Source organism: Psychrobacter sp. T6-5 (assembly GCF_052258485.2).
Taxonomy (GTDB): Bacteria; Pseudomonadota; Gammaproteobacteria; order Pseudomonadales; family Moraxellaceae; genus Psychrobacter.
In genome coordinates this window covers 757,264-769,803 of record NZ_JBQQEY020000001.1, presented here as the reverse complement: position 1 = coordinate 769,803, position 12,540 = coordinate 757,264, and the positions used below count along the sequence as shown (strand labels likewise).

General features: G+C 41.9%; 13 protein-coding genes. 5 read left to right on the top strand and 8 right to left on the bottom strand.

Features of this window, described 5'->3' with window-relative positions:
* Positions 1 to 348: 348 nt before the first annotated feature.
* The 3 genes from nadR (at position 349) to ACTXGK_RS17930 (ending at position 2,903) form a co-directional block, all read left to right on the top strand.
* Positions 349 to 1,404 carry a multifunctional transcriptional regulator/nicotinamide-nucleotide adenylyltransferase/ribosylnicotinamide kinase NadR gene (gene nadR / locus ACTXGK_RS17940; protein WP_443515850.1) on the top strand — a complete coding sequence of 352 codons (1,056 nt, stop codon included), beginning with the start codon at positions 349 to 351 and terminating at the stop codon, positions 1,402 to 1,404.
* Positions 1,405 to 1,524: 120 nt separating this feature from the next.
* Positions 1,525 to 2,256 carry a nicotinamide riboside transporter PnuC gene (gene pnuC, locus ACTXGK_RS17935; RefSeq protein WP_443515851.1) on the top strand — a complete coding sequence of 244 codons (732 nt, stop codon included), beginning with the start codon at positions 1,525 to 1,527 and terminating at the stop codon, positions 2,254 to 2,256.
* Positions 2,257 to 2,468: 212 nt separating this feature from the next.
* Complete coding sequence (locus ACTXGK_RS17930; protein ID WP_443515853.1) at positions 2,469 to 2,903, top strand: Mpo1 family 2-hydroxy fatty acid dioxygenase; 435 nt, start codon at positions 2,469 to 2,471, stop codon at positions 2,901 to 2,903.
* A 163-nt stretch (positions 2,904 to 3,066) separates the two neighbouring features.
* Here the strand turns inward: ACTXGK_RS17930 and ACTXGK_RS17925 are convergent, their stop codons facing one another.
* The 3 genes from ACTXGK_RS17925 to ACTXGK_RS17915 all read right to left on the bottom strand — a co-directional run bounded on the left by ACTXGK_RS17925 (position 3,067) and on the right by ACTXGK_RS17915 (position 5,584).
* On the bottom strand, positions 3,067 to 3,678 hold the full coding sequence (locus tag ACTXGK_RS17925; protein WP_443515855.1) for a nitroreductase family protein: 612 nt from the start codon (positions 3,676 to 3,678) through the stop codon (positions 3,067 to 3,069).
* Between the two features lie 208 nt (positions 3,679 to 3,886).
* Complete coding sequence (locus tag ACTXGK_RS17920) at positions 3,887 to 4,840, bottom strand: pirin family protein (protein WP_443515856.1); 954 nt, start codon at positions 4,838 to 4,840, stop codon at positions 3,887 to 3,889.
* Between the two features lie 30 nt (positions 4,841 to 4,870).
* Positions 4,871 to 5,584: a pirin family protein gene (locus ACTXGK_RS17915; protein WP_443515858.1), complete on the bottom strand. Its 714-nt coding sequence runs from the start codon at positions 5,582 to 5,584 to the stop codon at positions 4,871 to 4,873.
* Between the two features lie 159 nt (positions 5,585 to 5,743).
* Between ACTXGK_RS17915 and ACTXGK_RS17910 the strand changes: the two genes are divergently transcribed.
* The gene (locus ACTXGK_RS17910) at positions 5,744 to 6,649 is read left to right on the top strand and encodes a LysR family transcriptional regulator (RefSeq protein ID WP_443515860.1); all 906 of its coding nucleotides are present in this window, start codon (positions 5,744 to 5,746) and stop codon (positions 6,647 to 6,649) included.
* An 86-nt stretch (positions 6,650 to 6,735) separates the two neighbouring features.
* Here the strand turns inward: ACTXGK_RS17910 and ACTXGK_RS17905 are convergent, their stop codons facing one another.
* The 4 genes from ACTXGK_RS17905 to ACTXGK_RS17890 form a co-directional block, all read right to left on the bottom strand.
* Positions 6,736 to 7,140, bottom strand: a complete 405-nt coding sequence (locus ACTXGK_RS17905; protein WP_371531801.1) for a roadblock/LC7 domain-containing protein — start codon at positions 7,138 to 7,140, stop codon at positions 6,736 to 6,738.
* An 8-nt stretch (positions 7,141 to 7,148) separates the two neighbouring features.
* Positions 7,149 to 7,682, bottom strand: coding sequence for a GTP-binding protein (locus tag ACTXGK_RS17900; RefSeq protein WP_201597974.1), 534 nt, complete (start codon positions 7,680 to 7,682; stop codon positions 7,149 to 7,151).
* 4 nt (positions 7,683 to 7,686) lie between these two features.
* Positions 7,687 to 8,415, bottom strand: coding sequence for a BLUF domain-containing protein (locus tag ACTXGK_RS17895; protein WP_443515863.1), 729 nt, complete (start codon positions 8,413 to 8,415; stop codon positions 7,687 to 7,689).
* 184 nt (positions 8,416 to 8,599) lie between these two features.
* The gene (locus ACTXGK_RS17890; RefSeq protein ID WP_201597971.1) at positions 8,600 to 8,959 is read right to left on the bottom strand and encodes a hypothetical protein; all 360 of its coding nucleotides are present in this window, start codon (positions 8,957 to 8,959) and stop codon (positions 8,600 to 8,602) included.
* A 425-nt stretch (positions 8,960 to 9,384) separates the two neighbouring features.
* On the opposite strand from ACTXGK_RS17890, the gene ACTXGK_RS17885 reads away from it, so the two are divergent.
* Positions 9,385 to 10,626, top strand: a complete 1,242-nt coding sequence (locus ACTXGK_RS17885) for an amidohydrolase family protein (protein WP_443515865.1) — start codon at positions 9,385 to 9,387, stop codon at positions 10,624 to 10,626.
* Between the two features lie 329 nt (positions 10,627 to 10,955).
* On the opposite strand, the gene nhaC is transcribed toward ACTXGK_RS17885, so the two are convergent.
* Positions 10,956 to 12,347 (bottom strand): Na+/H+ antiporter NhaC, encoded by a 1,392-nt coding sequence (gene nhaC, locus ACTXGK_RS17880; protein ID WP_443515867.1) that lies wholly within the window; start codon positions 12,345 to 12,347, stop codon positions 10,956 to 10,958.
* Between the last annotated feature and the right edge of the window lie 193 nt (positions 12,348 to 12,540).

The following is a 12,540-nucleotide window of genomic DNA, read 5'->3' as shown; positions in this document are numbered from 1 at the left end:
AATCTATTTTGTTGCTAAAACCTTGCTTTAGCTACTTACACAGTTCATTATTTTTTAAATGAATCAAAGAGATAAGCGGCGTTTTGCTAAATATTTGATAGTAATAATGACCATTCAAACCTTCAACTGTCAAAAAATCACCACTCGCTTTTTATTTTTAGATTCACACAAAAACCGATGATGAAAAAGTTAATAATCTGCGTAAGAGTCAAATATAAGTCAGGTTTACAATAACCTACCTGTAAATCCTCCAAAACCTTTATACCATGCTGATAAGTAACTCAGGTTTTAGAGGGTTTGCCCTTAAATCTGAAACAAATATAAGCCTAAAACAAAATAAGGATGGCTATGTACGACAACGGATTGATGATTGGACACTTTGAGCCCTTACATTTGGGGCAAATGCGCAGCATATTAGAAGCAGCAGGACAAGCAAAGACTCTGCATATCGTCATTATGGCGCATCCATCACCGCATCCAGATTTTACGATCACTTTGCAAGACAAAGCGCGTTGGTTACAGATGGCCTGTGCAGACCTGCCATTTATTCATATTCACACGACTGATGAAATCGAGTTACCGCTTCACGAGCATCTTTATGATAGCAGCGAGGATGTCAGGATCGATGTGGCGATTAGCAATGCTAAGTTGCAGCGGTTGATAGAGGCACTTGCACTTCCTACAGAGACAGTATTGTTTATGGCGGAGAACCACCCACTGACGCAGAGTGATGTACAGGAGCAGCTTATCCTACAAGTGGTCACTACTCCGCTACAGCCTGAGTTCGACTCATATGCCATTGCTCGCGACCCAGTCACCCACTGGTCAGCAATTCATCCAGAGGCACGCGCCAACTATACAAAAACCGTTGCGATCGTCGGCGGTGAAAGCTCTGGCAAGACAACACTGGTGCATAAGCTTGCCAATTATTATGGCGCGAGCTTTGCGCTGGAGATGGGGCGTATATATGTGGGCACAGATTTGGGCGGTAGTGAGGTTGGGCTACAGTACAGCGATTACGGCCCTATTTGTCTGGATCATGCGCAAGCGATACGAGCGGCCAAAGCCCGTGCGACGGCTCCGATCACGATCGTCGATACAGATTTTGTGACGACGCAAGCATTTTGTGAAGAGTATGAGGGTCACACGCATCCTTTTGTCGCGGCTTGTATCGATGAGTTTCGGTTAGACCACACCATCATGCTCGACAACAATACGCCATGGGTCGATGATGGTATGCGCTCTTTGGGTACCCCTGAAGCACGCGGACGGTTCGAGCAGCGCCTACTAGACATTTTTGCGCGTCACGACATCACACCGCATATGATTGACCAGCCAGATTACGATGCTCGTTATCAGCAAGCACTGCAATTTATCGATCAGCATATCTATAGCAAAAAATAATAAGCTATACCAATAAATGCCACATTTATAATAATAATTTATTCAGCTAGCGCGTTGTAGTTAACATTATGTTGTCGTTAGCACTATATTAAAATCAGTATTTACTTTAGGGGAAAATTTATGCGTATTCAGCTATTGGATAACATCACCGGAAAATGGTCGATGCAATGGATCATCGTTTGGTTTATTTGTGGGGTCATTGCTCTGTCCGCAGGTTTTTGGCTCACAACAGACCACACCACGCTTGATTGGTTTTACTTGGCTGTCTCGTTTATTGGTCTGGTTTGTGTGGTCTCGCTGTCATTTCGCAAAAACGTCATGGGCAATGGCTTTGGTATGGGCGCAACCGCAGGGGAAGTCATTGTACAAGCAACATCTGGCGCAGTGGGTCTGATGCTCGCGCCCCTGTTTAACTTTTTCACTCATGTGTATGGCATCTTTTATTGGTCAAAACACACCGACCCTGATGGCGACATGATACCCAAATCAGCGAGCAAAGCCGTTTGGTTAATCACTGCCGCATTTATCGTCATTGGTCTTGCCCTTTTCCCAACCGTCAATGATCTACTGGCGAGCTACGGTTATGCAGTCGTAGAAGATGATAATAGTCTGTTTTTGGGATTCATCTCTTTCTTTTGGATCAACGTCATTGCCTTTGTACTTTCTATTACCGCGCAAGCCGCCATGATCCTGCGTTATTCCTTTAACTGGTGGTTATGGATCATCGTCAATTTTGTGTGGCTGATCGTCAATCTCATGTCTGGCAACTATATTTTTGCGATTCAAACCATGGTTTATCAAGTAAACGCCTTTGTCGGTCTTTATGAATGGCATCGTAGCGAACGAGGTTAATAGCAACATCTGTAGAAAAAAGCGTTTGAGATATCAAGATAAGTCCTACTAATATCGCATTGGCAACACGAGTGAAATTGACTGTGCCGTCTATCAGATAAAATGGTAGACACGCGCAATTAGTGCTACAACTGGTACTAATTGCGCCTGTTGATATTTAAATTGATAGCGCATATCAGTGTCTTATTTCATTTACTAACAAGGAGGTTAGTATGTCTCGTCAACCCAGAATGTCCAAACGCACGCTTGAGCAGTGGCTCAGTGAGTACGCGGTCAGTCACCAAAACTTAATCAACAAAAAAATCCATTGGCTATGTGTCCCAACGATTTTTGTTAGCCTGCTGGGCATGGGAATGTCGCTGTCTGTGTGGTTTACTCTCGTACTGAGCGCGTTGGTATTACTGTTTTATATACGCTTATCTACGCCGCTATTTTTGGCAATGGGGCTGTTTATTCTGCTTTGTCTGTCGGTCATGGCGGCTATGCCATGGGGATTTAAAGCGTGGGCGGCAGTATTTGTCGTTGCTTGGATTGGTCAGTTTATTGGTCATAAAATCGAAGGCAAAAAACCCTCGTTTTTTGAAGATTTACAGTTTTTGTTAATCGGTCCAGCGTGGGTCGCCAACAGTTTAATGCAACGTAAATAATCATTAAATTGTCGTATCAGTTCTGCAAACATCCAGTATAGCTGTACTGTCTTTGATTTTTATTATTCATAAAAAAACGCCACCCGATGATTGGGTGGCGTTTTTTATGTGGCATATATTTTATTTAGGATACTTCCTAAAATAAAGCAATAGGCTGCTTATCTTAAGCACCAAACACTTTCATACGCTCATCAAGTGGCTTGAATTCTTTGTCGCCTGCTGGCTGCTCAATCTTACCAAATACCATTTGCGCTTTTAGTTCCCAGTCTGCATCGATATTCCAAGTGCTCGCAACTTTCTGATCGATTACTGGATTGTAGTGCTGCAAGTTTGCACCGACATCAATGCTTGCTAGTGCCGTCCAGATGACATACTGATGCATCGCGTTGGTCTGAGTTGCCCAAATTGGGAAATTATCAGCATACAAAGGCGCCGCTTCTTGCATGCCTCTCACCACTGCTTTATCTTCGAAGAACAGTACCGTACCAGCACCCGCTCTAAAACCAGCAATTTTATCTTTGGTAGATTTAAACGCTTCTTCATCACCGACGATTGCACGTAGCGCTTCTTCAGTCATATCCCATAGTTTGTGATGATCATCACCGAATAACACAACGACACGCGTTGATTGCGAGTTAAATGATGATGGTGTATGCAAGACAGCATGCTCAACTACTTTTACGACTTCATCGTTAGATACTGGCAACTGGTCGCTTAGTGCATAAATAGTACGGCGTTTCTCTGCTAATTGCTGTAAGTCTTTTAGTTCTGACATAGTACTTCTCCATATTATTGTAGGAATGGTTTGCTTTGGGTTAATAGACCTTGTCAATCTTATGATCAACAAGTTTTTATGAAATAGTTTGTTTATTTGCGCTATTATCGGAACAATTCACTTAAAACCCCATAACTTTTTTGTAAAAAAAACTTAACGATAGCGATTATCTTTGAAAAATAATTTAATAAATTTTGCGTGTTGATAATTAGCCTTTGAAGCCTTTGGGTAGTTCTGGTGCCACCAGACGCTGCATATCAGAATCAACCTTGCCAAAACGCTCATGGCCATTATTCCAATCGATCACTGACTGCTCAAGCTCTTCTTTGTTATCAGCGACAAAGTTCCACCACAACAGCACCTTGTTATTCAGAGGCTCACCGCCAATAAACATCAAGCGTGTGCCTTTCTTTGCGACCAGCGTTATCGTCGTATCGTTAGAAACGTCTGTACGATGAAAACGTAATAATTGGTCTTTTTTATACACCTGACCTTCAGACTCTAACGTACCGACAACCACTAAAATACCGTACTCAAAGCTCGCCTCCAAATTCAGCGTGACGTCTCCGTCTTCTAAAAAATACACATCGATACCAACCATCTTTGAGTACTGCAACGTTGGCGCTTGATGGTGCTCACCAGACGCTGATTTATAACTACCTGTGGTCAGAATCAGCTCGACGTTGCCCTCAGTCCATGTTGGCAGCTCCGGATAGTGATGAAAACTGCGTTCAATCTGCTGGTCAGTGGGTAAAGCGATCCATAGCTGTATCATATTGATATGACGTGCAGCGGCGCTTGAGTGAGCAACATCTGAGTCAGCATTGTCCAAAAAAACGCTTTGCTCTGTATGGCTGATACCTTGTGTCAGCCCAGTACCTGCTGTCATGAGGTTGACTTGGTTTTTGGCAATGACTTGCGCGCTACCCAAGCTGTCTTTGTGTAAAATCTCACCTTCAATCATCCAACTAAACGTCTGTAGATTGGTATGCGGATGGCGCCCAACTTGCACACCTGAATCATCTTGATCAAACTCAGCTGGCCCTGCATGATCCAAAAAGCACCACGCGCCAATGGGCTGTTTGCCTTTGTTGGGCAATAATCGAGCAATAGGAACACCGCCAACCTCAGTCAATCGTGGCTCTAGAGTTCTAATTGTCATATGACACCTCTTGGTATATGTCCTATTCATCTACAAAGATAGCGGTACTTCCATCAGCAATACTTTTGCAGCCTCTTCCGCTTCCATAGTGAAGTGCTTAGTATCCCAAACCCCAAGGCCATCTCGAGTAGCCAAAATGTTACCGTTTACAACGACTTTGCCACTGATAACAAAAATATAAACACCATTATTAGGATTGTTTAGCTGATAGGTCTGCGTCACGCCTTTATCAAACTCTCCCATACTGAACCAAGCATCTTGATGAATCCAAACCCCTGCATCATCCACATTTGGCGATAACACTTGATTAAATTGGTTGGCTGTCATGATTGTCCCCATATGCACTTGCTGATAGCGAGGGGCAACGTTCATTTTATTTGGCATGACCCAGATTTGTAAAAACCTTACGGCTTCTTCACGACTGCCATTCATTTCACTATGAGTGATGCCTGTGCCCGCTGACATGACTTGGATCTCACCCGTCTCAATAATGCCTTCATTACCGATGCTATCGCCATGCGCCAGTTTGCCAGCTAAAGGAATGCTGATAATTTCCATATCACGGTGCGAGTGGTTGCCAAACCCTTGACCACCAATGACAAAATCATCGTTAATGACACGTAAGACCCCGAAGCCCATACGCTCAGGATTATAGTAATTGGCAAAGCTAAAGGTATGACGGCTTTTGAGCCAGCCATGGTTGGCATTACCGCGGGATTCTGCTGCATGATAGATCGTTTTCATTATTTATCCTTAATTATCAACACGTTTATCATCTATATATTTGTTATTAATTCACGTGATTGAACAATGTATCTATTATAATTGTTGACTATACAGAGATAAACAGACATAAATGCAAATAACTATTCTTTTTATAAGAACAATCATGAGGCATCGATAATGGGACAATTAGAAGACATGGCGATGTTTGTACGCATTGTCGAGGCAGGCAGTATCACCAAAGCGGCTGAGCAATTAAATATTGCAAAGTCAGCCGTCAGCCGCCGCCTAAAAGACTTGGAGACGCGCCTAGGCAGCCAATTGATCAGCCGTACGACGCGCCACTCTCACTTGACACAAGCAGGTGAGCAGTATTATCAGCAGGTCAACAGTATCTTAAACGCGGTTGATGCCTTGAACGAGACTACCAGTGACACGCCAACGCGCATTGGGGGTACGCTAAAGATGACAGCGCCGTTATCGTTTGGTCTTATGCATCTGACTGATGTGATTGATGAATACGCCAATCAGCACCCAAACCTGAAGTTTGAGTTGGATTTTTCTGATCGGCATGTTGATTTGATTGAAGAAGGATATGAGCTGGCTATTCGAATCAGAGAGCTACGAGATTCTAGTTATCAAGCAAAGCCGCTGGCACGAATTCGTTGCGTCATCTGCGCCAGTCCCGACTATCTAAAAAGAATGGGCACACCTGATACATTAGAAGATTTGGAGGGGCATGAGTTTTTGCAATACAGTCTTGGTCAAACAAACAGCATAGAGCTGATTGACGCACAAGGGAAAAAACATTATCACGCGATGAATGCCAAAATTAAAGCCACCAATGGTGAGTTTTTAACGGATTTGGCAGTAAAAGGACATGGCATTACCGTCATTCCAACTTTCATCGCTTATAAAAAACTGGCACGTGGCGAGCTTGTACCGATTTTGCAGCAGTATCAATTGCCAATACTAAACGCGTATGCCGTCTATCCAAAAAATCGTTTTTTATCGCAGCGTTGTCGTTATTTGATTGACTTCATTGCCGAGCGCTTTGGTGATCATCCCTATTGGGATGATTTTTGATAGGAGTTAATTGCGCAAGGTTAATTTTTTACAAAGTATAGCGCCGAGGCTACTCTACGAAGCGCTCTACTGTCAATAATTTGACTCTACTCAGTAATCGCTGAAATTTCACCAATCAGCTTCTTAGTCTTATATCTTGCTTCTGCTAATGCCATCTTGTCTTGTGCCACAACGGTTAATACACATGGCTTGCCGATATAATCCGTTTTGACAAATAGCATGTTGCCAGACGTGGCTTCAACGATCGTGATATCGCACTTTCCTTGTTTCATCTGGGTAGCTGATGAGTCGCTGAGCGCTGATAGCGTACTGCTCATCGCCGCAAACTTGTCGGATTGGTTACTCAACTCTTTGATCGAGAAGCAGCTGATAGGAAAACCATCTGTGGTGCATAGGCTGACCAATATGATTTCTCTATTGGCTTCACACAAGGCTTTCATGTGCTTTAAGAGTTCTATTTTCGCTGGTGATTTTTCGTTTTGTGTAGTCATATCTAACATCAACCTTGATTGTTCAGGGTATTAAATAATGATAATAGAGACACGGCGGACTCTTTATTTCTAGGATCTGTATTGATTACTGGAGCCACTATATCATGCTCCATCAGCATGACTCTGATTTCTTGTCCGAGCGCTGCCAAGCTTTGTTTATCAGCATCTTCACAATGGGTAATACCAATAATACAAGTCGTCTGTTTTTCTGCTGGTGCAAAAAAATGTAGCAGTTTATCTAAGTTAGCATAATCAGGCGTCTCGCCATGCTTGATCAGGATTAGCAAACCCCACAAGGAGTGATTGACGAATTCCCACAAAAACGAAAAACGCTCTTGACCTGGAACCCCATAGATACCTAATGCCATATCATCAGACAGGGTGATTCTTCCATAATCAATACCGACGGTAGTGTACTCTTTACCAATATCGATACTAGATTTTGCTTCTGTCTCGAAAGGACTTATCTCACTCAACGTCTTAACCATTCGAGTTTTTCCGGCGCCCACTTCACCAATGATAGCTAGCTTTTGATAATTCAATTTTTTACCTCATTCCTAAGAATCTTTTGATCGCACCGTAAAATTTGTTAGGCTTTTTTTCACTAACCTTTTGCTCATCTAATGGCTGTGCGTCTGTCACATTTAGTATACCTGATTGCTCAAATCCCACTATCATTTTTGTGATTTGATCAAGTGAGCCAAACTCGCCACTATCTACTAACGCATCAAATGGATACGGTTTTTTGGTCAATTTAACACACAAATCCATAATCATTTGAGGGTTACTTTCATGATTTAAGTCAGGCCAAGCCAATAACTTAAGACTTTTGCCTTTATAGTCCTTTTTTGACGCGTTATTGGATTTTTTTGTGTCAAAGAAAGGCTGAATACGCTTGGTTTGTAGTTCATCAAAACTATTTAAAATCGCACTATTATTTTCAATAAAAGTATCAAAAAAAGTGCCTTTATCTACAAAGTCAAATACGCTGACGCCCCAATTATTAAAGCTGCGCTCTGTCACATTTTTTTCAAGAAAAATCCAAATATCTTCATGCCTAGGATCAGATGCTATCTTGGCCATCAACTTATCTACTGCAGCATAAGGGCCTTCGAGCACCTGAAGGTACTGCCCTTCGCGATAAGATATGATACCAGTGATTTGTAACTCTGGATTATGCTTGCTAGAGACTCTGACAATATCTGATAATCCAGCAGGCATACGTACACTGCGATCTTTGATAGGCGCTCTGCTGACATATGCAACACATTTCATTTTGCCACCATTTGATAGAACATCCAAAACTCAATGAATTCTTTATAACCATGTATAAAATAATAATTCGTTATACACAGTACGCATATAACGAATTTGACCTTATTACTCATAATGTTTAGTGCACTATCAGCAATAAGTAGGACTCAACAAACCAACGACGGCTTGATTGATGTTAGCCAAATTATATTTCTAATTTGCTTTCAATTGACTGTACTTTACGGCGTGCCAATGCAAGGTTCGCTTTTGATTTATCAAGTACTAGGTAGATGAATAAATCTTCATGACTGGCTGTCGGACGAATGATGTGCAGCTGAGACTCTAGTGTGATCAACATATCTTCGATTTCACCTTTGATATCTAGTGATTTCATCGTTGCTACTTTTGCTTTTACGACTTGCGAGTTACCAGCAGCAGCCAGTTCTAAATCAACACCACCGCCAATCATGCCTAGTACCATACCTGACATGTAATCAACGATACAGGCACCCATAGCACCATCAAGATCCATTAATTCTTTCAAAGACTCATTAATATTTGACATACTTTTTTCCTATCCATTTGTTTGTGTGTAGATGAGATAATTTCTCTTGAAAACGCTTGTGCAATTCAATCGTAATAAACTGCTTGATACTTATTCACTACTTACCTAATTATTAGCTAAACTTAAATTATTTGATTTATATTGAAGAAAGTGATGATAATTCAATACAGACATTTAAGTGTGTTTTTAGGTACAGGAACTATAGCGTGCTCGTAAACAAAGCCGTCATCCCATATCAATTATTATATGCTATATAGCAACTCAGAGCACATTTGTACCTAACCATTCAAGAACAAATAACGACCGCTGAGTAGGAAAAACCATACCAATCAATAATCATTCTACTTTAGAGCGCAAAATGGCATTTTTGATTTTGAATTTAATAGATTTTTTCGCAGGCTTCATCAAACAATAAGAGAAACATAATGTCAGATTTACTCATAAAAAATGCCCGATTGGCCAATCGAGAAAACTTGGTCAATATCAGTATAAATGGCTCTCATATTGAGAGTATTAACAACATCTCGGAGGCATTTAAAAATAATGACAATGAGCCAACCGCTATTTTTGATGCTAAAGGCAATTTTGTCTGCTCAGGATTTTTTGAGAGTCACATTCATCTTGACAAAGCCTGCATCCTAAATCGTTGCACGATAGAGCAAGGTGATTTAGACGAAGCCGTTGAAGAAACCAGCAAGGCGAAAGCAGAATTTACACAAGCAGATGTGTTTGAGCGCGCATCAAAAGTGATTGAAATGGCCATCAAAAAAGGCACCGTTGGTCTACGTAGTTTTGTCGAAACCGATTCAAAAACAGAAATGCGGGCGTTTAATGCCATAAAAAAAGCGCGAGATAAATACGCATTTGCTATTGATATAGAGATTTGTGCTTTTGCCCAATCAGGATTAACCAATGCGCCACATACCTATGAGCTATTAAAACTCGCATTGTCGCAAGGCGCTGATTTAGTTGGCGGTTGTCCTTATAAAGATGATAACCCTGACAAACATATCGAGATGGTGTTTGATTTGGCAGAACAATTTGACGTCGATGTTGATTTTCATCTCGATTTTGATTTGGATCAAAAAAACTCCAGCATTCCAAAACTGGTTGAAGAAACCATCAAACGCCATTACCAAGGCCGTGTGTCTATCGGGCATGTGACCAAACTGTCTGCAATGGAGAAAGACAAGCGCACAGAGATGGCAGCGTTATTGAAACGCGCTGATATTACTTTGACTGTTTTACCTGCCACTGATATGTTTTTAAATGGGCGTGATTATGATTCTCTAATTCCTAGAGGCATGGTGAATGCCAATGAGCTTTTAGAGATGGGTATCAATACGACCCTCTCTAGTAATAATATTTTGAATGCTTTCACACCTTATGGCGATGCCTCATTGGTCAGAATGGCGAATATGTACGCCAATGTCGCACAGTTAGCAAAGGATAAACAGATAGCAGATGTGTTTAATATGATTACCAAGAACGCAGCTCAGCTACTCTCAAAGCAGACAGAGATAGTAGTAGGAGCACCAGCGACGTTAGTGATATTAGAAGCAAAAGACGCGGTAGAGACGATTAGAACCAACGCTCAAGCATTGGCAGGCTTTAAAAATGGTAAGCAAACATTCTGTAATGACGCCGCTCGCATTTGTTTTGAATGATATAAATAGTATCGCTTGGAGATGTTCAATTAATTAAACGATTCAATCTATTGAGTACGATATTTCCAAAAGTTCTCATCAATTTAAAAGTTATCAAAAACTGTCATGACTAAAATCATAAAAGCATCATCCGACTACTCATTGGATGATGCTTTTTGCGGCTTATATACGCCTACTCTACTGTTGCGCTCAGATATCTACACTTTCAAATGAAGCAATATGTATCTCACCGCAAATAACTGCACTCATATAATGCTTTGGATCTTAAGATAAGAAATAAGTTAACCATTATAAAAAATAGCACTATTTATAAACTGTCTTTATTAAAATCATCGCCTGCTTACCCTTTTACTAATCGTCAGCCCCGTAAAGCCAAACAGCAGTGTTAATAGTAGTGACAAATAACAGAAAAACGCATACGGCAAATACTCTAATACCGGCACCCCTAACGCCTGACTGATAAACACCCCGCACACACTCCAAGGCACCAATGGATTGATCACCGTTCCTGCATCCTCAATCGTCCGCGACAAATTCTTAGGATGCAGGTGCAAGCGCTCAAACGTCGACCGAAATGCCGTACCGGATAATAGAATACTCAAATACTGCTCACCGATCAGCACATTGATACTTAGTGCCGACATCGCTGCGGCAAAGATCGCCCGTCCTGACGTCGTCAAGGTGTCCTTAATACCAGATAGCAGTGCTGGCAAAATCCCTAGTGCCGTCAACAGACCACCTAAACTCAGTGCCAATATCACAATCGCCTGTGTAAAGAACATACTCTGTACACCGCCACGCGACAGCATACCGCCCACCTCACCCAATTCTAATGACTCAGCAGGCGTATAACCGGCAAACAGATAACCACCTAATTGACCAAAGCTTGGTGAGCTATGGACATAAGTAATGATGAGTGCAGCGGCAATCGTACAAATAATCGTATAAATCGCATTGACCCGAAACAGAGCTAACCCCACCAATATCACAAAGGGTAATACCGAATAACCATGAACCAGGCCACTCTCTATTAGCTGTCCTTGTAGTATGGTCACTTGACTCAAATCAGCACTGACCGTCTGTCCTGAGAACATCCAGAACAAGATGACGGTTAGTATCCACGCAGGCACTGTCGTATACATCATGTTGCGAATGTGCTCAAACAGATCAATACCCACCACAGAGGACGCGATGGTACAGGTATCAGACAAGGGCGACATCTTATCACCAAAGAACGCGCCTGAAACGACAGCACCTGCTGCTATCGCCACATTGGCATCAAAGGCATTACTCATACCAATAAAGGCCACACCAAGTGTTGCAGCCGTCGTCAAACTACTGCCCAAGGCAATACCGATAATGGACGTTAATATAAAGGCAGAGATATAGTAATACTCAGGAGAGATGAGCTGAAAACCAAAGTACATAAGTGTGGGAATGGCGCCAGACATCATGAGAGCGGCAACCATCAAACCAATAAAGAAGAACAAATAGATGGCACCGATACCACGCATGACCCCTGAGGCCATTTGTGCTTGCATGTCATCAAAGCTCAGACCTTTGGTCATACCAATAGCGAGTAGCACACAGATGGCAAGGATAAGAGACAAATGCGGTACCCAGCCAAAGCCAATCATGGTAATACCCATAATAGCAATGACGATGGCTGAGATAATAAAGGCAAGCTTGGCGCTAATCTGGGTGAGCGGTTTTGGTGGCATGACGTGCCCTTATATTGCTTATAGATTGAAAATACTCAAGTATTTAGGTTGATACGTCTAGTGCATAGCACCCATGACAGCTATTGCTACCTTGTCTTCTTTCCATAGAGCGTCGATCTGTCCTTTGTCTTCTATTATTCATCTAAAAAGTAGCGCTAAGTTGGATTTTACGCATAAAAAAAAGCCTCACTAT